The sequence below is a fragment of the Gardnerella sp. c10Ua_31 genome (genome assembly GCF_055700915.1).
In genome coordinates this window covers 167083-189021 of sequence record NZ_JANUYG010000002.1, presented here as the reverse complement: position 1 = coordinate 189021, position 21939 = coordinate 167083, and the positions used below count along the sequence as shown (strand labels likewise).

The 21939-nt window shown below is 40.9% G+C and carries 18 protein-coding genes; 16 read left to right on the top strand and 2 right to left on the bottom strand.

Annotated elements, in window-relative coordinates:
• The first annotated feature begins 20 nt into the window (after positions 1 to 20).
• The 4 genes from lepB (at position 21) to NYP55_RS03220 (ending at position 5397) form a co-directional block, all read left to right on the top strand.
• A complete protein-coding gene (lepB, locus tag NYP55_RS03235; protein ID WP_472781570.1) occupies positions 21 to 974 on the top strand; it encodes a signal peptidase I in 954 nt (317 codons plus the stop codon).
• Between the two features lie 87 nt (positions 975 to 1061).
• The gene (locus NYP55_RS03230; RefSeq protein WP_016793383.1) at positions 1062 to 1745 is read left to right on the top strand and encodes a ribonuclease HII; all 684 of its coding nucleotides are present in this window, start codon (positions 1062 to 1064) and stop codon (positions 1743 to 1745) included.
• Between the two features lie 300 nt (positions 1746 to 2045).
• Positions 2046 to 4631: a hypothetical protein gene (locus NYP55_RS03225; protein ID WP_020759214.1), complete on the top strand. Its 2586-nt coding sequence runs from the start codon at positions 2046 to 2048 to the stop codon at positions 4629 to 4631.
• A complete protein-coding gene (locus NYP55_RS03220) occupies positions 4615 to 5397 on the top strand; it encodes an HNH endonuclease family protein (RefSeq protein WP_004131750.1) in 783 nt (260 codons plus the stop codon). The genes NYP55_RS03225 and NYP55_RS03220 overlap by 17 nt, the downstream gene beginning before the upstream one ends.
• A 196-nt stretch (positions 5398 to 5593) precedes the next feature.
• Here NYP55_RS03220 and serS read toward each other — a convergent pair whose 3' ends face one another.
• Positions 5594 to 6880, bottom strand: a complete 1287-nt coding sequence (serS, locus tag NYP55_RS03215) for a serine--tRNA ligase (RefSeq protein ID WP_020759216.1) — start codon at positions 6878 to 6880, stop codon at positions 5594 to 5596.
• A gap of 105 nt (positions 6881 to 6985) precedes the next feature.
• Here serS and trxA point away from each other — a divergent pair, with 105 nt between their 5' ends.
• The 5 genes from trxA to NYP55_RS03190 all read left to right on the top strand — a co-directional run bounded on the left by trxA (position 6986) and on the right by NYP55_RS03190 (position 13494).
• The gene (gene trxA, locus NYP55_RS03210) at positions 6986 to 7345 is read left to right on the top strand and encodes a thioredoxin (RefSeq protein WP_115761532.1); all 360 of its coding nucleotides are present in this window, start codon (positions 6986 to 6988) and stop codon (positions 7343 to 7345) included.
• A gap of 179 nt (positions 7346 to 7524) precedes the next feature.
• Positions 7525 to 8529: an aggregation-promoting factor C-terminal-like domain-containing protein gene (locus tag NYP55_RS03205; protein ID WP_004131757.1), complete on the top strand. Its 1005-nt coding sequence runs from the start codon at positions 7525 to 7527 to the stop codon at positions 8527 to 8529.
• A 229-nt stretch (positions 8530 to 8758) separates the two neighbouring features.
• Positions 8759 to 10417: an MDR family MFS transporter gene (locus NYP55_RS03200; RefSeq protein WP_116689378.1), complete on the top strand. Its 1659-nt coding sequence runs from the start codon at positions 8759 to 8761 to the stop codon at positions 10415 to 10417.
• 804 nt (positions 10418 to 11221) lie between these two features.
• Positions 11222 to 12013, top strand: a complete 792-nt coding sequence (locus tag NYP55_RS03195; protein ID WP_116689381.1) for a DeoR/GlpR family DNA-binding transcription regulator — start codon at positions 11222 to 11224, stop codon at positions 12011 to 12013.
• A gap of 563 nt (positions 12014 to 12576) precedes the next feature.
• Positions 12577 to 13494 carry a hypothetical protein gene (locus tag NYP55_RS03190; RefSeq protein ID WP_472781569.1) on the top strand — a complete coding sequence of 306 codons (918 nt, stop codon included), beginning with the start codon at positions 12577 to 12579 and terminating at the stop codon, positions 13492 to 13494.
• 310 nt (positions 13495 to 13804) lie between these two features.
• Here the strand turns inward: NYP55_RS03190 and NYP55_RS03185 are convergent, their stop codons facing one another.
• Complete coding sequence (locus tag NYP55_RS03185) at positions 13805 to 15697, bottom strand: PfkB family carbohydrate kinase (RefSeq protein ID WP_472781568.1); 1893 nt, start codon at positions 15695 to 15697, stop codon at positions 13805 to 13807.
• Between the two features lie 197 nt (positions 15698 to 15894).
• On the opposite strand from NYP55_RS03185, the gene NYP55_RS03180 reads away from it, so the two are divergent.
• The 7 genes from NYP55_RS03180 to NYP55_RS03150 all read left to right on the top strand — a co-directional run bounded on the left by NYP55_RS03180 (position 15895) and on the right by NYP55_RS03150 (position 21861).
• Positions 15895 to 16551: an ECF transporter S component gene (locus NYP55_RS03180; RefSeq protein ID WP_472781642.1), complete on the top strand. Its 657-nt coding sequence runs from the start codon at positions 15895 to 15897 to the stop codon at positions 16549 to 16551.
• A 91-nt stretch (positions 16552 to 16642) separates the two neighbouring features.
• The gene (locus NYP55_RS03175; RefSeq protein ID WP_346284300.1) at positions 16643 to 17464 is read left to right on the top strand and encodes an energy-coupling factor transporter transmembrane component T; all 822 of its coding nucleotides are present in this window, start codon (positions 16643 to 16645) and stop codon (positions 17462 to 17464) included.
• A complete protein-coding gene (locus tag NYP55_RS03170; RefSeq protein ID WP_346284301.1) occupies positions 17461 to 18333 on the top strand; it encodes an energy-coupling factor ABC transporter ATP-binding protein in 873 nt (290 codons plus the stop codon). Before NYP55_RS03175 ends, NYP55_RS03170 begins: the two co-directional genes overlap by 4 nt.
• Positions 18330 to 19133: an energy-coupling factor ABC transporter ATP-binding protein gene (locus NYP55_RS03165; RefSeq protein ID WP_415680949.1), complete on the top strand. Its 804-nt coding sequence runs from the start codon at positions 18330 to 18332 to the stop codon at positions 19131 to 19133. The genes NYP55_RS03170 and NYP55_RS03165 overlap by 4 nt, the downstream gene beginning before the upstream one ends.
• Positions 19134 to 19138: 5 nt before the next feature.
• Entirely contained in the window at positions 19139 to 19840 is a 702-nt protein-coding gene (locus NYP55_RS03160) for a phosphoribosylanthranilate isomerase (RefSeq protein WP_004133368.1), read from the top strand.
• A complete protein-coding gene (locus NYP55_RS03155; RefSeq protein WP_018626217.1) occupies positions 19833 to 20801 on the top strand; it encodes a carbohydrate kinase family protein in 969 nt (322 codons plus the stop codon). The genes NYP55_RS03160 and NYP55_RS03155 overlap by 8 nt, the downstream gene beginning before the upstream one ends.
• Before the next feature lie 76 nt (positions 20802 to 20877).
• Positions 20878 to 21861 carry a nucleoside hydrolase gene (locus NYP55_RS03150; protein ID WP_346284302.1) on the top strand — a complete coding sequence of 328 codons (984 nt, stop codon included), beginning with the start codon at positions 20878 to 20880 and terminating at the stop codon, positions 21859 to 21861.
• The last annotated feature ends 78 nt before the right edge of the window (positions 21862 to 21939 follow it).

The following is a 21939-nucleotide window of genomic DNA, read 5'->3' as shown; positions in this document are numbered from 1 at the left end:
GGATTTACATAAGGATCAATATGCATTCCGAAGACTTGCAAAATAGCGATAATCATATTGTTAATGTAGCAGGTCACGGCTTGAATCCTTCTCCTGTTCCACCCGAGCCAGAAGTCAAGCGTAATCTTGCTTCTGGCTTTGGTGTTATGAGCGTTTTTAATTTTGGCTCTAAGAGTGCTAGGAGGGGTATGCACTCTAAACATTGCAAAATAAGGGGAAATCACGTTTCTGGTAATTACGTGAATCATAGCGATTATGCGAATTATGCTTTGCGTGGTAATAATTCGGAGCAAAGCGATTACCAAAATTCGCAAACGCAAAATGGCTCTAAAGCAAGAACAGTAAAGCTTCTCAAAACTTCTTGGAAAGAGCTTATTGCTTGGTATCTTGTGCCTATTATCGTTGTAATTTTTTTGCGTATTTTTATTCTTGGCGTGTATTTTATACCGTCGGGATCTATGCTAGACACAATTCATATAGGCGATTACGTTGTTACGTCTAAACTAACTCCTAGGGTTTTTCCGCTAAATCGTGGTGATATTGTTGTTTTCGAAGATCCCGCTAATTGGCTAAGCGGAGAAAGCAGCAGTGGCGGCATTCTTTCAGGCAAAGATTTAATTAAGCGCCTTATTGGTCTTCCTGGAGATACAGTTGAGTGCAAAGGGGATGGCGACCCGATTTTGGTTAATGGAGTTCCAGTTCTTGAATCTGCTTACATTAGGCCAGGTGTAAGTCCGAGCGCATTTGCTTTTAAGGTAAAAGTTAAGCCAGGCCATGTTTTTGTTCTTGGAGATAATCGCGCTAATTCAGCGGATTCTAGGTATCATAAGAACGATGGGGACGATGGTTTAGTGCCAATTTCTAAAATTGAAGGCGTTGCGTTTATGCGTTTTTGGCCACTTAATCGTATGGGCATTTTTGAAAATCACAGCGATGCTTTTGACGATGTAAAAGCTAAATCTGCAAATAAGTAAGGCGTAAGTAGACGTAATTAAGCATAAGTAAACGTAAGTAGATATCGCAAATAAGTAGTGCAAATAAGTAGTTAAGAGTAGGCAAATTTGGCAATTATTCCATCTTTTGACTTTGAACAAAACCTTATAAGCAGCGGATTTGACTGGGTTATTGGCTTAGACGAAGTTGGCCGCGGTAGTCTTGCTGGTCCTGTTATGGTTGGTGCAGCGCTTTTTAGTGCGCAAAAGATTAAATCGGGTAGTTTTCCGCAAGGTCTAGCGGATTCTAAGCTTCTTAATGCACATAAGCGGGAGGGTTTGCTGGATCCGATTGAAAATTGGTGCAATGCTTTTGCTGTTGGCTCTTGTACAAATCGTCAAATTGACGAGTGGGGTATTAGCTACGCTCTTGGTGTTGCTGCGATTAATGCGATTAACGATGTTCAAAATCGCATGCGCTCTAGCCTTAAAGATGCGCGGATTGCTGCGATTTTGGACGGTCCGTTCAATTACGTTGGCAAAGCTTTAGGTACTTTTGATGCGCCTAGTATGCAATTTTCTGTAAAAGTTCACACTTTAGTTAAGGCAGATCAAAAGTGTGCTAGTGTTTCGGCGGCTTCTGTTATTGCAAAGGTGACTCGAGATTCGTTGATGATTGATTTAGCACAAAATCCAAAATATGCTGTTTACGATTGGGCGCATAACAAGGGCTATGGTTCTAAAGCGCATAGGGATGCGATTTTGGAGCATGGCGCTAGCGATTTGCACCGTTTGAGTTGGCATTTGGGGTAGATTGCAATCTACAATTCGGCGTGTTGATGCCTGGCGTTTAGCGTAATCTTATGTGTTGTAAAAAGTAGCGAATCTGTGTGTTAGAGAGTGCTTGTAAAAGTGCATTTTACGGGTTTGAAAAGTGACTTATAGTGTTTTAAGAGTTTAGATGTTAGATGTGCTGTGAGTATTAGATTTGTTTGATGTTTAGATGTTTGGCTGTTTTTGTGTTTGTTTGCACTGTGTTAAATGTGTTCGCTCTTATGCATAATATAACTACGTTGATTTTGTAGGTTTTATGAACAAGAAAAGGATAGTTAAATGATTAGTCGTTTCTTTGCTTTTGTTCCAGGTGTTAAACATCTGGTTGCCTTAAGAGCGGCGTGTCTTGCTATATCTTCTCTTGCAAACATCGGTTTTGTGTATGTTTGTGTTGGTATTCTTTCGCCTATTTTGATTCCAGCAAAATACACTGGTAAATCTTTGCTTAGCTCCGTTGAGTTAACGTCTTATTTGATTTCGCTTGTTGGTATTTTGATTATAAAATACGTTGCTTTCCATCAATCTTGTATTTTTTCTACCGAGATTGGCACTCGCGTAGCTATGAATCTTCGACCGAAGATGTTGCAATCTATGATTTCGCTCAGTTCGGTTAATCGCACTGATTCTGTTGAGTATTCTTCGATTTGCGTAAATGAAGATATTGCTTGGGTTCAGCGTTGGGCTGGTTTGCTTTTGCCGCAAATTTTTGCAGCTTTTCCTATGCCTTTTGCTGTTAGCATTGCGTTGTTCTCAATCAACACTTATTTAGCGAGTATTTGCCTTGTTGCGGCCGTTTTTTCTGCTTTAGCTCTTTGTACTGCGCTTTATAACGTTCGTGTTTCGTTGCGTTGTTTGTGTGCTTTTTTGACGTATTTTATGGTTGCTGTTGCTGTTGTTTGCACGGTTTGGCTTCTTTCGGTTAGGTCTGTTGGTCTTCCTGCAGCAATGCTAACTTTGCCGCTTCTTATGTTAAGCGTGGATCCAATTCGCCGAGTTGCTAATTGCATGCATATTAAAAATCGTGCTGTTTTGGGGCTAAATAATATTGGCGATTTGTTCAAAAGTGTTGCTGCTAATGGTGGTTCTTCCAATAATTCATCTACTTTGGATTCCGATTTGGATTCCGAATATTCACAATCCGTGCTAGAAAAAATAGACAATAAGTCGTCTTTGAGTATTCCAGATGGCGCTAGCAACGTTTCTCTTCATGTTCGTTGTAATTTTGTTAAGAATAATCGTCCTTTGCGAGCATCCTTTAATGTTTCTAGTGGAAAACTGAATGTAATGCCAAGCGAGTATTACAATCTGGTTGCGCATAACGTTATTAATGGCGTTACTTTTAGCTCTAAATCAAACGTTGCGCTATCTTACAGTGATAGTTATGCTTTGCCTGATTTAGGTGTGGATTCGCCATTTGTGGCATCTGATTTTGGCGATATTGCTGGAAATCCTTCTTATATAACTCTAAATAATGTAGATCCTGGTGCGTTGGCAGATCTTGTAACGATTGTTCGCAAGAATAGTCACCTGTTTTCTGCCACTTTGCGAGAAAACTTATTGATGGCGTCTAAAAACGCTACTACTACGTCTATGTGGCAGGCGCTTGGAGCCGCTCGTGCGGATGGTGTTGTTTACGCAGATTACAACGGTTTAGACTTGCGCGTAGAAAATATTCATGCCGAAAATAAGCAAGACATTCTTAGGCGACTTGTTATGGCTCGTGCGTTGATTCGACGCACTCCTGTATACATTTTTGACTATTCTTCCAAAGATATTAGCGCTAAAGAAGCTAAAAACTTATGCGATATTTTGCGCAAAATTGCCAAAAAAGCAACTATTCTTGTGTTTCTTCCAAGCGATAGCTACGCCACTAGTGCAGACAATTTAGTTAAAGTTAGTGTGTTTAGTGATTCGCGTGCGCGAGCTGCATCTGTAGGCGCACTAAGTGATGATTCAAACGGAGATTTACGCGCGCAAAGTGGCGATTTAAGTGGCGATGCAAGTAGCGATGAGTATGAAAATGAGCATGAAAATATTGCGCATAATAGTGGCAAAAAATCAAAAGTGTCTTACTTAAAGAAAGCATTATTTGCCATTCTCAGTGCCTTCTCGACTGTAATAAATATTGTTTGCGCTTTGCTGATTCCTGTTTGCGCAATCGCAGCAATGTTTGCTATAGCAAGCAGGCCGCTTTTTGGCTTAGGTGTTAAAGACTATGTTCTTGTTGTAGTTGTTTGCGCATGCTTAAGATGCTTAACGCTTGTTGCGTCTTTTGCAGGACTAGACCTTCATCACGCGCACTTACACAAGGCAGGTCTTAGTATGAGCGTTGGAATGATCCTTTCGATTATTCCAGCAATCGTTTTGCTAAGCTACTTTAGTGTTCAAATCGCGATTTTTGCATCTGTGATTTGTTTGCTAATCGTGTTTGTAATCCCAGGATTGTTTAGTTTGAGCCTTAAAAGCTTTATTAATAAAGTTCATTTAGATCAAAAAATGGTTGAACTAGAAGTAGACGATGTAGAGCTTGGTTTGCAAGAAGTATTGGCCTTCCGTCAAGGAGATTATTGCGTTAAGCGAGTTGTTGACTCAATGCGAAAATTGGCTCAGCAACGCGTAAGATTATCGCGCAAAGTCGGCAGAATGCAAGCGATTCTTATGTCGGTTTCTCTTATTGGAATTGCAAATGCAATAATGCTTGTTTCTAGTACAATCCACCCACTTGTAACTAAGAATCCGCAATGGAACGTTGTGTACGCAGTTATGGCAATCATTATTCTTATTAGCCTTATTCAGCAAGTGCTCAACATTGTTATACGTCGTATTCCTTGGGTTGTAGATATTAATCATGCTGCGCAATCGTAGTAATAGTAGCGGTCGTGGCGGTCGTAGCAATCGTAGAGTAGGTGATGCGCGCTATAGCAACGCTCCAATCTCTAGGAGCGTAACGTCTTTTATATGGCTTATTGCGCTCGCGATTCTTGCAGGCATTGTTATTGGCCTAGTTTTGCCTAAAATCAACCATGACGTTGGAAATATCACTGGAGAATACGTTGCCAGTGGAGAGGCTGCAGAAAAGCTTAGCAAGCTAAAAGTAGATAAGTCGCATACTTCTGGATATAACAGAAGCGTCTTTGGGTATAGAACTACAGACGATAATAAAAACGGTTGCGACGTTCGAGAAGACGTTCTTGCGCGCGATTTAACGCATGTTCGCTTTAAGTACGCGGGATCTTGCAAAGTAGCGTCTGGGCTTTTACACGACCCATATACAGGATTAGATATTAACTTTGTACGAGGCAGAAAAACTAGCGCGCTTGTTCAAATTGACCACGTTGTGGCTTTAGAAAACGCTTGGCAATCAGGTGCTTGGAAGTGGAATCGCGCTAAGCGACTTAAGTTTGGTAACGATATGCTTAACCTTCTTGCTGTGCAAGGAGCAGCAAATCAAGAAAAAGGCTCTGCTTCTGCGGCCTATTGGCTTCCATCTAATAAGTCTTTTAGATGCGATTATGTAGCTAGGCAGATTGCTGTTAAATATAAGTACGATCTTAGTGTTACAAGCGCCGAAAAGCAGAGTATGGCTTCGACTTTGCACGGGTGTTCTGCGCAAGAGCTGCCTACAAAGTAGGGTAGCGCAATAAAAGTCGTAAGTGGCAAATCGCAAGTCGAATATTTGCAAGTCGCAAGTAACAAATTACAAGTCGCAAATCAAAATCAAAAACAAAAACAAAAGTGTGCAAACCAAAACTGATTTGCACACTTATTAGTCAACGTTAATATTAAAGGCTTAAAGCCACGTTAGGCTTAGGCTTAGGCTTAGGCTTTTAGGCTTCCCACTTAGTAGGCTCAATAACCTCTTTGCCACCCATGTATGCTTGCATAGCCTTTGGAATATCAATCGAACCATCTTCATGCTGATGATTTTCCAAAATAGCAACAAGCCAGCGAGTAGTAGCCAAAGTGCCATTAAGCGTGCTAACTGGGCGAGTTCCGCCATCTTCCATGCGCTCGCGAACATTCAAGCGACGAGCCTGATACTCCGTGCAATTAGAAGTAGAAGTAAGCTCGCGGTAACGGCCTTGCGTTGGAACCCAAGCTTCGCAGTCAAACTTGCGAGCAGCAGAAGAGCCAAGGTCGCCAGCAGCGGTATCGATAATGCGGTAAGGCACTTCCACCTTAGCAAGCATCTCTTGCTCCATGCCGAGTAACTTTTGATGTTCTGCGCGAGAATCTTCTTGCTTGCAATAAACGAACATCTCTACTTTATCGAATTGATGCACGCGAATAATGCCGGAAGTATCTTTTCCAGCAGCACCAGCTTCTCGGCGGTAGCAGCTCGACCAACCGCAGTAGCGCAAAGCGCCATTGCTTAAGTCAAGGATCTCATCCTCATGCATGCCAGCAAGAGCAACCTCGGATGTGCCAACTAAGTATTGGTCATCTGGTTCGCGAAGGCGATAAATCTCGTCTGCGTGAGAATTCAAGAAGCCAGTTCCGCGCATAACTTCTGGACGCACAAGCGTTGGCGTAATCGCAAGCGTAAAACCATGCTCTTCTGCTTGGTCTACAGCCATTGTAAGCATTGCGATTTGCAAGCGAGCTACAGCTCCGCGCAAGAAGTAGAAGCGAGAGCCTGCAACCTTAACGCCTCTGCGCATATCGATTCCAGCAACGCCAGTTCCAAGAGTTAAGTGGTCTTTTGGCTCAAAGCCTTCTGCTGCAAAGTCGCGAGGTGTGCCAACCTTCTTAACTACAACGTAGTCGTCTTCTCCGCCTTCTGGAGCTTCGTCTTCTACAATGTTAGAAAGCTTCCACATTGCTGTTGTGTAGTCTGCAGTAGCTTGCTCGGATTGAGCCTTAAACTGTGCAACTTTTTGCGCTAACTCTTTTGTTTGTGCAATAAGTTCGGCTTTTTGATCTGCACTTGCGGCTGCTACCTTTTTGCCGATTGCTTTTTGATCGGCTCTAGCTGCCTCAAATGCCTTTAAGCTTGTGCGGCGCAAATCATCTGCGCGAAGCACTTCATCGACAAGTTCTACGGACTCGCCACGCTTGCGTTGCGACTCCTTAACTACGTCGGCATGTTCACGAATAAATTGGATATCAAGCATGTTTTCTAGCCTAGTGCCGCAAGGCGACAGATGATGCTAATAACTATAGTGCAAATGAGTACGTGTTCGTGTAAAATTTATTAAATCTTGTTTTAAGGAGTAAAAATGGCACTTATTCACGCTACTCAAGAAGATTTTGAGAAGATTGCAAGCACCAACGAGGTAGTTGTTGTTGATTTTTGGGCCACTTGGTGCGGTCCTTGCCGCGCTTTTGGGCCGATTTTTGAGCAAGTAAGCGCAAAGTTTGAAGATATTCCATTTGTTAAGGTAGATATTGATCAGTCTCCAGATTTGGCGAGTGCAGCTGCGATTAAAGCGGTTCCAACAGTTATGGTTATTAAGCGCGGAGATGTTATTTATCGTCAAGCTGGCGCTTTGCTTCCAGCAGATTTAGAAGATTTAGTTAATCAAGCTAAGGCTTATGATCCTAGTAAAGATAATGAAGGTGATTCTGTAAACGAGTAAAGCGAATTTAATAAGTGTATGAAATAATCTCAAAAACCTTGATTTTTAGCGCTTCTCTTTACGTAAGACTACAATTATATATACTTTGTGCAAAAAGTCGTATGATTAAAAGTTATATAACGAAAAGTCGTATAACGTTTTAGATTTACACTTTGCACTAACTTCTATCAAGGAGAGTTATGACAAGTCACAGAAAGAAAACTGTTACGCTTACTTCATTGAGCATGCGTCAATGGGCAAGAGTTGCAGTGATTTTCGTTAGTATTGTGGCTGTTGTAGTTCTTGGAGTTGTTTCTCGAAACTTTTATTCTGGTTCCAAATCAAATTCCGCAAAGTCTTATGTAACTGCCTATTCGGCTACAGATAGCGAAAATCAGGTTTCTCGTGGAGCATACAGAAACTCGCTCAACCCATCTAAAAAAGGCGCAACTTCTTATATTACTGTAAATATAAATGGCCATCATCGCGCGGTTTTTGGAACAGATTTTACAAACGTTAAGTCCGTTTTAGAAGCGGGAGACATAACTTTGGATTCGCACGACGTTGTTACGCCGTCTCTTGATTCAAAGGTTAGCGAATCTACAGTTATAACTATTAAGCGCGCTGGTGCAAAGCTTGAAACTTCCGACGAGCCTATTGCTTTTAATACGGTTAAAAAAGAGACATCGGCTCTTCCAAAAGGTACAGAAAAGGTTAAAGATCAAGGTGCGCCTGGCGTTATGGAAACGAGCAAAATCGTTACGCGTGCAGGTAAGAAGATTGTGTCTTCCAACGTTTTTGTGTCTTTTGTTAAGCAAGCTCCAAAAGATAGGGTTGTTCTTGTTGGAACTGGCGGCGCTAGTGTAGATTCTGCTTCTGCTGAGTCTATTGGAACCACAGTTCCAGCTGGCGAGATGCAAGAGTGGGCGCATTCGTGGCTGCTTTCGAATGGATACAGCGAGGCTGATTTTACTGCTACTGTGTTTATTATCTCGCATGAATCGGGTTGGCGCGTAAACGCTATGAATCCTTCTGGCGCGTATGGCTTGCCTCAAGCTTTGCCTGGAAGAAAGATGTCTTCTATGGGAGCCGATTGGGCAACTAATTATCAAACTCAGCTTCGTTGGTTCTGGAATTATTGCAATGGTCGTTATGGCTCTATTCAAGGCGCGTATAGGCATTGGCTATCGCACAGAAGCTACTGATTTGGCGTGTAGCTACTGATTTGGCGCGTAATGAATTTTTTGAGAATCGTTGGTTTTTGAGAATCGTGTGTTTGTAGTTTGTAGTTTGTAGCTTTGTAAAACAACAAACTCACGGAGTAGTCTTATAGCTTGTTTTAAGGCGATTATTGTAGAGTCGAGTATATTTCTTGATTTTGCAATAATCGCTGATTATTTTATGCGTGTTTTGCAAATATGGAAGGAAGTTTAAGTGACAATATTGCCTAGAAAATCATGGTTTAATAAGAGTAGTGACTCTGTTAGCAAGTCTTATAAATGCAAGCCTTTTGGGAATTTGCGTGAACTTAGCCATGCTCTTGTTGGTGAGCAGGCGTATAAGAACAATCGTCTTACTCGAGCAGCCTTGGTTTCTTTGGCAATTCTAACCTTTATAACGTTTATTGGTAATTTTGCGCAATTGCAACTTACGGCCGCGCTGCCAACTATTGTGCGCGAATTTAACATTAGTGTTACTACAGGTCAGTGGCTTACATCTATTTTTCAGCTGATTATGGCCATTATGGTGCCGCTTACTGCGTTTTTAACTAGGCGATTTTCCACTCGTCAAATCGTTATATCGTCTATGATTCTTTTTACGCTCGGCTCAATTATGGCATGGCTTAGCAATGACTTTATTATGGCGCTTGCTGGTCGAACTTTAGAGGCGATTGGCACGGGCGTTATGTGGCCAGTGTTGCAAATCACCGTGTTTTCCGTGTACCCAGTAACACGGCGAGGAATGGCAATGGGCAGCGTTGGTATGGCTATGAGCATTGCGCCTGCAATCGGCCCAACTGTTGGAGGAATACAAACTGATTTTAACGGGTGGCGTTCAATTTTCTTGTCGCTTAGTATTATTGGCGTAATTTCTATTGTTCTTTCTGCATTCTTCTTGCACAATTTTGGTGAGCAAGATCGCAGCGCCAAAGCCGACTTTTTCTCCGTTGGACTTTCGATTATTGGCTTCGGCGGCGTTATGTTTGGCTTTACAAATATTGAAGCGTACGGAATTGCTAGCGCGTTTTCTTGGGCGCCTATGCTTGTTGGTGCGTGCGGAGTGGCGTGGTTTGTTGCTAGACAATTGCGCGCGCACGCGAGTGGTAAGCAACCGCTGCTTGGCATTAACGTTTTGAAGAATCGCTATTTTACAGTTGGAACGGCTTGTGCATGCTTAACGTTCTTTGCGTTTAGCTCGATTATGGTTGTTATTCCGCTTTATATTCAGTCTGATCGCGGTTTTTCCGCCACTATGAGCGGACTTGTGCTTTTGCCAGGCGCGTTTGGAATGGCCATTTCGCAATACTTTGGTGGGCGTATGCTGGATCGTTTTGGTGTGCGGCCAGTGGCAATGGCTGGCTCGTTGATTTTGCTTTTTGGCACAGTCATGATGAGTCTTATAGACATGCACACGTGGATTTGGTGGATTTCTATTTGGCAATTTACGCGTCAAATCGGCATGGGTTTCTTGCTTATGCCTGTTACAACTTGGTCATTAAACTGTTTGCAACAAAGCGAGCTTGGCGATGGATCGGCTGTGACTAATACAATGCGCCAGCTTTGGGGTGCGATTGGCGCGCCTGTGCTTGTTGTAACAATGGCTACTTTTACGCAATGGCATCACGTTCTTACGGGAGTCGGAAGTGCGGATAACGTTGCAGCTAGTATTTTTGGCGTGCAATGGACTTTGAGAATTAGCGCGATTATTACGGCTATTATGGCGTTGATTGTTATTTTTGGAGTTAAGGGAGAAGGCGCGGGTTCGGCGCATCAGCTTGCGCGCAGGGCGATTGACCGTATGCGCGTTTTGCACATTCCGCACGCATCGGAGCATAAAGATGTTATGCACGATCATACGCATCATCAATACTGATAGCTCGCATGAATCTTTGTCAACCTTACTGTTGTGCGATTCCTATTTAGCGTTGCTGAGGGCTGGGTGTTTCTACGTTCGCGCGTTACAGCGCGCTCGCGCCTTCGCCGTGCAGAAGCAGTGCTTCTGCTTTAAGCGGCTCAGCGAATCGAGGTGACTTCTCGCGCATTATGCAGCTCGAAGTCGTCGATTCGCACAACGCTTCGCCTCTTACGTGTTGTCTGCTGTTGCGGTTGTTCCGATTTGGCTTTGATTTGTTTTTTTGGTTGAAGTTTGTTTGTAGGCGTGTATCATTGGATTATTTGGCATCGGCTGCCGCTCTTATACTGTTCGACCAAGAATCACCCAGCCCTCTTACGAGTCTGAACAATTGCGTATAGTCTAATCGCCTGAGATTCTCGATTTTTCTTGCTCTCTCGGCGAGTCACCACCTTCGGCGCTGCGAATCGACTTGCATGAGCGCTTAAAGCGTAGCGCGCGAATGCACTTCGATTCGCTGAGCTTGCTCAAAGTTGAAAGCACAGTGTGCTTTCAACGCAAGCGAAGACGTGAGCGCGCTGTAACGTGCGAGCGATACGCCTCGCCTCGATAGCTGCGAAAAATCTCGAATCTCTACCTTACTTGCGCGCCAACCTGCCTGAGCGCTTAAAGCGTAGCGCGAAAAGGCAACTCGGAGCGCATTTTGCGTAAGCATTTGTTCGTTTTGCCAGATTTTATACGTTTTTTGTTAAATACCTAACGTTTTGAGCCTAGAAACGCTCATTTGCGTTTGTTTTTTGCGTTTACTTGTGCGATAATGTTCACATGATTTCTTCACAGCGTCAACAATTGATTTTGAGCCGCCTTCGCACCAGGGGGGCCGTGCGTATTACCGCTCTTTCTAAGGAACTCGCCGTTTCTGCAATGACAATTCGCAGGGATATTGCGGAGCTTTCGGATCGTGGTCTTCTAAAGCGCGTGCATGGTGGTGCTGTTACAACTAACACGCTTCTTTCAGAGCCGCTGTTTTCCGTAAAGTCGCAGATGGATATGGGGCTTAAGGATGCAATCGCCGCTAAGGCGGTGGATTATGTTCAGCCAGGAGATGTGATTGCAATCGGTGGTGGCACAACCGCATACGTGTTTGCGCAACATCTTCTTGAGTCGCGCAGGGCGTCTGGAATCACGATTCTAACAAATTCGATTCCAGTTGCGGAGCTTGTTCAAGCGCTTGAATCCAAAGACATTGAGGTTATTGTTACAGGTGGTGTTATTACGCGTTCCAACTCGTTGGTTGGGCCTATTGCAGATAAAGTTGTTTCGTCTTTGCGAGTAAACACAGTATTTTTGGGCACGCATTCCGTTAGTTTGCCTCGCGGGTTCCTTATGCCAAATTCGCTGGAAGCCGCTACGGATATGGCTTTGATGGATATTGCGGATCGCACGATTATATTAACGGATCACACAAAGTGGACTTGCACGTCACTTTCGCTTTTTGCGCGATTTGATCAAGTTGACACGGTTATTACAGACGATTGCTTAGATGCGGATTCGCAGCTTCGCACTCGCGAGCTTGTTAAGAATTTGGTTCTTGCGCCAACAGTTACTGGTGAATAGCTTGCGCGACGACCTGCCTTCGAGCTTAAAGCGTGTCGCGAATCGACTTGCATGGGCGCTTTGACTGAGATTGAAATTGCATAATGCATTTCAAGCTCCTTCAAAGCGTGATTTGGCTCAAATGTAAAGTCCAGTGGACTTTACATGCCAAATCAGCCGAGCGGCTACTAATAGCCGCGAGGAATAGCGCGCTTAGACCGCGCTCACGATATTCCTGATTCTTTTCCCATTATTTGTTTCGCGACACGCGCGAAAAGCCTTTCCTTAAAAAAACCTGGGAAAATTCTTCAAAAACCTTGAAATGCGTATTTTTACGGTTTAAGCGTTGTTTATCCACAAATTTTACGGCAATGTGGCCTTTATTGTGGATTAGTTTGTGTATAACATCATTTTTTTCGGTTTAGCATGTGTGGCTGGGGCTTGACTTTTTCAAACGGGGGGGGGGTATGTTAATAGCAAACATGGCCGCACCTAGTTTGGCTGTGTGCCGCAATCCGTTTTGGATTGTGGAGCAATTTTTCTATGCGCCCCTAACGCATAGGAGAAGAAGAAAGGAAATTAAAATGATGAATAAGAAGGCTATCGCCGCTTTCGCTGCTGGCGCAACTTTGCTTGCCGGCTTTGCAATGGCAACCCCAGTGTTCGCTGCTGATGCTCAGGCTCCTAAGAATGATCAGAATCCTGCGGCTCCTAAGAATGATCAGAATCCTGCGGCTCCTAAGAATGATCAGAATCCTGCGGCTCCTAAGAAGAAGGATTCTGAGTCTACAGAGGATAAGATTCATGCTCTTAAGTTAGCGGATGCTAAGGCTGAGTTTGATAAGCAGAAGGCTGAGTTGGGTAAGAAGAAGACTGCTCTTACTACTGCTGCTACTGATCTTAATAATGCTGCTCAGGCTGTTCAGTCTGCGAAGAATAGAGTTGATGATGCGAAGCGTGATTTGGCTCAGAATAAAGATAAGAAGAATGTAAACTCTTTGAAGGATGCCCTAAATAAAGCTGATGCTGATTTGAAGAAGGCTGAGAAGGTGCAGGAGAAGAAGAGTGCTGCTTTCAAGGATGCTTACAAAAACTTTATGGAGTTGTTGGCTGGTGATTATGCTAAGGCTGTTAACGCTTTAACTGCATTGGATGAGACAGCTGTTAATACTGCTGATACTGTGGCTGGAGTTGAGGAAGCTTTGGCTGATGATGAGGCTGTTAAGAATGCTTTGAATATTGTTCCATCTGCAACGATTCAGCAGGGTAATACTGGCGCTACCAAGCAGGGTCAGCAGGGTAAGCAAGACCAGCAGCAGGGCAAGCAGGGTCAGCAGGGTAAGCAAGACCAGCAGCAGGGCAAGCAGGGTAAGACTGAGGTTGAGAACAAGAAGGATGCCAAGAAGCATTTGCCTGGTACTGGTGTTGGCGTAACTTTGACTGCTTTGGCTGCCACTATGCTTGCTGGCATGGGTGCTGCTGTTCGCAAGGCTCGTCACTAAGCACTGTTCGCGCGCACTGGTGTTCGCTGGTGCGCGTGCAAAAAATTGGCTTGCGTTAGGCGGCGGCGCGTGTTTTGCGCTGCAGCTTGCATGTGGGGTTTAGAGTTTGCTTGGTTTGCCGAAATTTCCTTTTCTTACCGTGTAGGTTCTTTATTCTGCGTGCGGGTGCTTAATGCTTGTTGCTAGAGATGGTTTTCCGCTAGGGACGGGATTCTGTTCTTTAGTTTTAAAGGCTTGTTAGGTTTCTAACAAGCCTTTTTCTTTTCAGTGTTTTGTTGCTCAATGCGCTGATTATAACAACAGAAAGCGTCTACTGGTTTATCAAACTGCTTTTAGGCATAGTTATACTTGTTTCTAAAGTATATTTGTCTATAAAAGATGGTGTTATCTCTTCTCTAGAATTCGAATAATTTGCAGCGTAGGCCGCAATTTCTGCTGCTTGGTTTGTAGTGTAACCATATAGCATATATGCTGCTAGTGCTGATACAAAAGCATCACTGCAGTTGCTATACTTCTCTATGTTGGGTTCGTTGCTTTTTACTATTTTTTCTTCTTTGTAATCAGATAGTAAGTATCCTTTATGCAGCATATTTATAATTACTGTTTTTACGCCTTTATTTATAAAAGATGAGGATTTTTCTTTTGCTATTTCCTCAATTCGATCAGTGCTTTTACTATCTATATTCGTAAATAAAATATCTATTTTATCTATTATTTCTTTCGGTATGTTTTCGGATGAAACATGATTGAATATGATTTTTGCACCAGCTTTTTTAGCGATTTTGCACGCAGATATTATTGCATCGACAGGTATATCTGATTGAATTATGCAATATGCTGTGTTTTCAAACAAATTAGCTCTATCTTGTATGTTTGATTGATTTAATGTGCTATTTGCGCCAGATATTACAGATGTTATTGAATCTCCGCAAGCGTCTACTAATGTGTACGCTTTTCCAGTGTGAGATTCATGTTTGCGTATTACGCCAGATGAATCTATTGCCCATTGTGAAAGTGTTTTATATATTTTGTCTGCATCTAAGTCGTATCCAACATTTCCTATTAGGGTTACACGTTGGCCAAGATTAGATACTGCTATAGCTTGGTTTATTGCGCTACCGTTTGGATAAGTTTTAGAAGTTTGAACATTAATGCTTTCATTTTTACTTGGCAAATTTTGCACAGATAGGCATGTGTCTAGGTTAATAGATCCTATAATTGTTATCTTTTGTTTTCTTAGCTGAGATGGTGATCCTATAGTTCTTGTGTTGTCCAGATGGAATTCTTGAACGAAAGAAGTCTTTGATTCATGTCTTTTTTCTATTTCGTCTATAAGCTTGCTGCACAAGTATGACCCAAAATCAGCGTTGCGGATTGTATATGTAGATATTTCAGAGTTTTTTGCCAATATAGGCTGTTCGTTTGTGTCGTTTTTTATGGATACGAGTGACACGTCCTCGGGAATGCTTCTATTTAGAGAAGTCATTAACTGTTGAAATTCTAAAGCTTTTCTATAATGAGAAGACACAAGCGCAGTAAGAGAGTGATCGCTTATTTTTTCTACTAATTTGTCGTTGAGGTCAAAAAATATTCTGCTTTCGTCAAAATCGAGGTGATGGTCAAATAAGCATGATTTGAATCCGTTAAGAAAATCTTTTGTTCTTCTTCCATCTGTCATTAAACATCCTATTGATGTGTGACCATGCGATATTAGTTGTTTCGTCAGTTTATATGCTGCATCTGAATAGGGTAATAATAGTGATTCGTCGCCTCCTATTGATCCAATAGTTAGCCATGGTATTTCGTGTTCAATTCCTTTTAATTTATTAAAGCTTTCTTTGCTTACTGGCTCCCATATAACACCGTCGATTTTGTGTTTGCTAAGCGCGCTTATATTTTTACTTTCTTGTTCTATGTTTGAATAGCTATTGAAAACTACTGTTCCATAGCCTGATTGTTGGGCTGTTTGTATTATTCCGTCTAAAGTTGTGTCAAAAGATATTGAAGATCTAAGAATGACTGCAATATGCCAAGTTTTTGATTGCGACGATATTTTTGCATATGGAGTGTAGTGATATTGTCGTATTACAGATAAGACGCGCTCGCGAGTTTCAGAACTGATTGAATCATCTTTACTGTTAACAATTTTTGACACAGTTGATGCTGAGACTTTGGATAAGCGAGCTATGTCTTTAATGTTCATTTGATTCCTTCTTTTGTGTTTTCAAAGATATAGTTTATTCATAACTGTGCATTATTGACAATAAGTATTTATTATTCTAAGATAAGTTATGAAAACTGTTTAGGAAACAATTTTCATACAGTGTTGTTTTGTTGAAATTTTGAAAGAATTAACAACTTTGCAAGACTTATCAACATTTTGTTGAAGGGTGGTGCATGATGGCAAAGAAGCTATTATTTATTGAGAATATTAAGAATCAATTCTCAACTAAATCGTTAGTTTTGATTCCTATTGCAGTAGGTATAAATCTTATTGGCGGCACTCTGTGCTCAACGCTAAAGCTCCCTCTGTTTCTAGATATGATTGGAACTATGGCAGTTGCCTGCTTATCGGGACCGTGGGTTGCTGCCTTAACTGGGTTCTTAACAAATGTATTTTTAGCATTGGTGGCAAATCCAGTTAATTTACCTTATGCGGTAGTTAGCGTTTTATGTGGTCTTGTTGTTGGTTATATGGTTAAGGCAGGTTTATTCAAAAAGTGGTGGGGTGTTCTAATTGTTTGGGTTGTTGTAACCTTAGTAAACGCCGTTTCTGCATCACTTATAACAGTATTTGTTTTTAGTGGAGCAACTGGCATTAATGGAACCTCGGTGCTTACTGCAACGCTTGTTGTAGCAATGAAAAATATTTTTGCTTCTGTATTTTCATCATCAATTATTGAGAACCTATTAGATAAGGGAATTGCTGTTGCTGTTGCCTACTTTATTGTTAAAAAGGTGCCTAAGAGGTTCTTAAGTCAATATGCTGCAGGCAATTCAGATGATTCGGATAATTCTGATGAATCAGATGAATATGATGAAGATTCTGTTGATTAATTAGTTTTTTGGCGAAGAAGCTGATTTAACAATCTTGAATCAGCTTCATGGTTTTATGGTTTCATAAGTTTAACGAGGGAGTTATGTTGCAATGAGTGATAATAAAAGATGTTTAACATGGCAGCGTTGCGATAATAATCCTGTTTCTATGCTGAATCCTATAACAAAAATAATTACTATTTTTACTTTAGGAATCTCATCTATGGTATGGCCAGATCCTTGTCTAGGAATTGCATTTATTGTAGTTCTTTTTGTTGTAGCAATTATTGCAAGGATTGTTGTTCCATATGTAAAACTTATGTTTGGCTTTGGAATACCAATGACATTAATGCTTATGTTTATACAAGGGCTATATAGCCCTAGTAATAAAACCTTTATAGCGGATTTTGGATTTGCAAAACTTGGCCTTGAAGGAATGATTTATGCGGGAAGAGTAGTAGTTACTGTTCTAGTATTTTTGGGCAGTTTTTACATTATGAATAAAACTACTTATATAGGCAGTATGGTCGCTGCTTTAACTGGCATAGGTCTTCCTGCAAAAATAGGTTACTTAGTTTTAGCAAGCTTAAATGTTGTTCCGCAAATGCAAAGACGAATGTCTGTTATTAGCCAGGCTCAAAGCGCTAGAGGGTTAAAAATGTCTGGAAGTGCGATTGGCAGATTGCGTGCTCTAATACCTTTACTTGGGCCTGTTGTTTTAAGCTCTTTGACTGATGCTCAAGAGCGAGGAATGACATTAGAAACGCGTGGCTTTGGTATAAATGGAGTAAAAAGAACAAGCATAGTAGAAGTCCAATGGAGAGTTTATGACTCAGTTTTGACTTACATGTTATTACTAATTCTTGCTATCTCCTTAGTCTTGTCTACCTGTTTCTATGTTGGAATTATTCCTTATTATGGGGGTCTAAAATGAATAATATTCTCTCCGTAAAAGATTTTTCATATAGATACAGCGGTAGTAAGAAAAGTGCATTAAAACATATAAGCTTTGATGTTAAAGAGGGAAGCTTTTTATGTATCATAGGCGCTAACGGATCTGGTAAATCAACATTATGTAATGCATTAGTTGGTTTAATACCGCATTATTTTGTTGGCAAATCGCGTGGGAAAGTGGTTGTTGACGGCAATGATGTTTCTTCTTCTAATGTAGCTAAACTTTCTAAAACAATCGGTCTAGTATTTCAAAATCCGTTTAATCAACTTAGCTACACTTCGGGCACTGTTGCAGAAGAGCTTGCATATGGATTATGTAATCAAGGTGTTGCTCGTAAGGAGATGACTGAAAAAGTTATTCAAGTTGCAGAATTAATGCGTATAAGTGATATTTTAGACCGAAATCCTCTTGAGCTTTCGGGTGGACAGATTCAAAGAGTTGCATTTGGGTCAACTTTTATTATGGAACCTAAGATTTTGGTTTTAGATGAGTGTACAACACAACTTGATCCACTTGGCAGCGAGGAGATTTTTGACATTGTAAAACGTCTCAATAATAGTGGCGTAACTGTGATTATGGTTGATCACGATATGGAGCGCGTTGCAAGGTGCGCTGATACTGTTATGGTGCTGGATAATGGCGAAGTTTTTACAAGTGGATCGCCTTATGAAGTATTTACAAATCCAGATATTACTAATCACGGAATTGAACCTCCAGATTACGTAAAACTCGGTTTTGCTATTGCTAATTGCGGAGTAAATGTGACTAAAATTCCTATCACCGAGAATCAGGCAGTTGATCTTGTTAAAAGTAGGATACGTTCTAATAAAAGTGAGGTTAACTCATGAAGTTAGATGTTATCAATCTTGTGCACGAATATAAATCGGGGCACAAAGCGCTTGATGGTGTTTCTTTTAGCATTAGCAGCAATGAGCCTGTTGCAATAATTGGTCAAAATGGCGCTGGTAAAACAACGCTTGTTAAGCATTTTAACGGTATTCTTAAAGCAACTTCGGGCAAAGTCTTAATTGATGGGATAAATGTTGATACTAAAGATACCTCTGAATGGGCTTGCGAAGTTGGGTATGTATTCCAAAATCCAGATGGCCAGCTGTTTTTAGAGAGTGTTCGTAAAGAATTTTCGTTTGGTCCAGAACAAATAAAAATGGATTCAAAATTAATCGAAGAACGCATGGAATTAGTGTCAAATCTTGTTGGTCTTAACAATAAGTTAGATATCCATCCTTTTGACCTATCTCTAACAGAGAAAAAATTCTGCACTATTGGCGCAATACTTATGATGGATCCAAAAGTCATTATTTTTGATGAGCCTACATGTGGTCAAGATGTTTTAGGAAATCTACGTCTTAAGAAGATTATAAAGACGCTGCAATCTCAAGGAAAATTGTGCATAACAATATCGCATGACATGAAGTTTGTTACGGAGAATTTTAGTCGAATAATTGTTATGCAGTCTGGAAGAGTTTTGTTAGATGGGCCAGCAGAGAAGGTGTTTTCTCAAACGGATATCTTGCGATTATCTTTTGTAACTCCTCCACCGATTACAAGAGTTGCGCAAAAAGTTGGTATGAATGGCACTCCATTTACTGTGCCAGCGTTTGTTGAATTGTTTAACAGTGAAAGGTGAATAATATGGCTGACGTTATTGTACAAATTTATGGAATCAGGACTGTGGAAGATGCGCGTATGGTTGTAAGTCTTGGCGCTAAGCATATTGGCGTAAGCTATGGGCATATTCAACATACTCCAGGTCAGTTGTCTTGCTCGCAAGCAAAAGAGATTTTTAATGGCGTGCAACCAGGTGCCGTAAGAATTGGCTTAACATGTTCGGAGAATATAGACGAAATTAGTGAAGACTTAAATTTAGCAATGCCAGATGTTTTGCATTTATCTGGAAACATAGAAGGTATAACTCCTGAACAAGTTGGTGAGTTAAAAAGTAGGTTTCCTGAGCTTCTTATTATGCAAGCTATACCTGTTCTTAAAGGCGTTCCTTTAGAAGAGCAAAAAGTTCTCCAATATGTTAAAGATTATGAAAAAGTTTCCGACTTCTTTTTAATAGACACAAAATCGCCAGATGCTAACGACATAGGCGCAACTGGAATTGAGCACGATAGGTCTATCGATAAGGAGATTATTGACTCTACATCTGTTAAATGCATTATTGCTGGAGGCCTTGATGCTTCTAACGTTGCTGATGCGATTCATGATACTAACCCGTATGGTGTTGACTCATTTAGTCTTACAAATTACAAAGACGAGCGTGCAAATACGTTGAGATGTAAGGATCCTGTAAAAGTGGAAGCTTTTATTAAGGCGGCGTTAAATGCATAATGTTATTGTTGTTGGCGATGCAAATGTAGATATTATAGTTCCTTATCCGCGATTTTTGAATGAGCAAAGAACTATTGTTAAGTATCCTGATGTATCTATTCAAGGTGGAGGTACTTCTGCCAATACTGCTGTTGCGCTTTCTAGATTAGCAGTTAATACATCTTTTGTTGGTTCTATAGGGAATGACCAATATGGTCGTTTTGTTTTAGATGATTTTGCTAAGGAAGGCGTTGACACAACCTATTTGCGCACGCATGCTGAGTTAAATACCGTTGGAGTGTTTGCGTTTGTAGATGAGTTTGGTGAAAGGTATTTGTGGGGTTGGCCAAGAGAGAGCCAATCCTTTAAGGTGCTAGATCTTGATGATCGCATTATGAATGCTGTTAGAAACTCTGATTGGATTCATTCTTCTGGTATGTGCCTTGTGTATAACACTTCTGCAAGAGATTCCATTACGCGCATATTTAGAGAGGCTTATAATCTCGGAATTCCTACTTCATTCGATTTGAATTTACGAGTTGATAATGGCGTATTAAATCCTGATTTTTATGATGCTTTGATGGGAATAATGCCATATGTAACTCATTTATTAGGTTCTGGTCCAGACGAGTTTTCTTATTTAGGAGATGATACATGGGAAAATAATGCAAAAGATTTATCTGTTAACGGACGTACAGTTGTTGCAAGAGATGGTGCAAACGGCTCTATAGGATTTAAGAATAGTAGCGTTATATCTGCTCCACCGTTCAATGTTGATGTTGTAGATACTATAGGTGCTGGCGATATTTATAACGCTGGTTACATAAAATCTATGTTGGATTGTTCTAATATTGAACGATCCTTACTGTATGGGAATGCTGTTGCTGCGTATTCAGTAGCGCATAAAGGTGCTAGGAATTCTCCTAATATCAATCAAATTAATGAATTTTTGTTGCATTATGATGTAAAAACTTTCAAATAACAATTGAGGTTATTGATTAATAAATAATGCAATAAATAATAAGTTACCAAACAATATGATAAGGAAGTCATTAATAATGAGTAATAAAAAGAAAGTAATTTTGGATTGTGATCCAGGTCATGATGATGCATTTGGAATAATGATTGCGGTTAAGCATCTTAATGTTCTAGGAATTACAACAATTGGCGGCAATAGTCCATTAGAAAATGTGACGACTAATGCAATTAAAATTCTTGAAGTTTTAGGCGAGGCAGATAATATTGGTGTTTACCCTGGGCATAGCTGTCCTATGGTTGCGCCTCTTGTTACTGCGCCTCAATTCCATGGTGTTACTGGTCTAGATGGTCCAGTTCTTCCAGATCCTGTTCATACGCCACAGAATAAGCATGCTGTAGATTTTATTGTTGACACAGTTATGAGCACGGATGATGTAACTCTTATAGCTACAGGTCCGTTAACAAACATAGCATCTGCAATAAATAGAGAACCTAGAATTGTTGATAGAGTCAAAGAAATATGCATCATGGGTGGGTCTGTTACTTTTGGAAATTGGACTCCATCGGCAGAATTCAATATTTTTGTTGATCCAGAAGCAGCATCTAGAGTGTTTAATTCTGGAATTCATGTAAAAATGACTGGAATTAATTTAACTCGTCAATGCGATCTTAAAGCAGAGCATGTTGCTAAATTTAGGCAAATTGGAACAAAAGCAGCAATGTTAGCTGCTGATTTAACTGAATTCTTTATAGGAACATGTGCTGAAGAAACAAATCTAACAGGCGCAACAATGCATGATGCTTGTGCTGTAACATGGATTGCTTTCCCTGAACTTATTAAGTCTGTGCCAATGCATATTGACGTTGAGCTTGATGGAAAGCTAACAAGAGGAATGACTGTATGTGATTACAGACATCTACGTGGCGAAAATCCAGCTGTTGATTTAGAGCGTACTCCAACTATGGAGCCAAGAGGTAAGGAACCTAACGCAGAAGCAGCTCTTGAGCTAGATTTCCCTGGATTTGTAGATATGCTTTACAAGACTCTTGAAAGTTATAACTAATTTAGTTTTAGAAACAGTATTAAGAAACGCTATTTATAAATATTGTTCATTATTAACAATCTATAAAGAAAGGGCTTG

Bases quoted from the DNA above. Each gene is read 5' to 3' on its own strand.
- NYP55_RS03170 (WP_346284301.1), top strand. From the start codon at position 17,461: ATGAATAATATTCTCTCCGTAAAAGATTTTTCATATAGATACAGCGGT.
- NYP55_RS03180 (WP_472781642.1), top strand. From the start codon at position 15,895: ATGGCAAAGAAGCTATTATTTATTGAGAATATTAAGAATCAATTCTCA.
- NYP55_RS03190 (WP_472781569.1), top strand. From the start codon at position 12,577: ATGATGAATAAGAAGGCTATCGCCGCTTTCGCTGCTGGCGCAACTTTG.
- NYP55_RS03155 (WP_018626217.1), top strand. From the start codon at position 19,833: ATGCATAATGTTATTGTTGTTGGCGATGCAAATGTAGATATTATAGTT.
- NYP55_RS03165 (WP_415680949.1), top strand. From the start codon at position 18,330: ATGAAGTTAGATGTTATCAATCTTGTGCACGAATATAAATCGGGGCAC.
- lepB (WP_472781570.1), top strand. From the start codon at position 21: ATGCATTCCGAAGACTTGCAAAATAGCGATAATCATATTGTTAATGTA.
- NYP55_RS03225 (WP_020759214.1), top strand. From the start codon at position 2,046: ATGATTAGTCGTTTCTTTGCTTTTGTTCCAGGTGTTAAACATCTGGTT.
- NYP55_RS03220 (WP_004131750.1), top strand. From the start codon at position 4,615: ATGCTGCGCAATCGTAGTAATAGTAGCGGTCGTGGCGGTCGTAGCAAT.
- serS (WP_020759216.1), bottom strand. From the start codon at position 6,880: ATGCTTGATATCCAATTTATTCGTGAACATGCCGACGTAGTTAAGGAG.
- NYP55_RS03195 (WP_116689381.1), top strand. From the start codon at position 11,222: ATGATTTCTTCACAGCGTCAACAATTGATTTTGAGCCGCCTTCGCACC.
- NYP55_RS03185 (WP_472781568.1), bottom strand. From the start codon at position 15,697: ATGAACATTAAAGACATAGCTCGCTTATCCAAAGTCTCAGCATCAACT.
- NYP55_RS03175 (WP_346284300.1), top strand. From the start codon at position 16,643: ATGAGTGATAATAAAAGATGTTTAACATGGCAGCGTTGCGATAATAAT.
- NYP55_RS03160 (WP_004133368.1), top strand. From the start codon at position 19,139: ATGGCTGACGTTATTGTACAAATTTATGGAATCAGGACTGTGGAAGAT.
- trxA (WP_115761532.1), top strand. From the start codon at position 6,986: ATGGCACTTATTCACGCTACTCAAGAAGATTTTGAGAAGATTGCAAGC.
- NYP55_RS03150 (WP_346284302.1), top strand. From the start codon at position 20,878: ATGAGTAATAAAAAGAAAGTAATTTTGGATTGTGATCCAGGTCATGAT.
- NYP55_RS03205 (WP_004131757.1), top strand. From the start codon at position 7,525: ATGACAAGTCACAGAAAGAAAACTGTTACGCTTACTTCATTGAGCATG.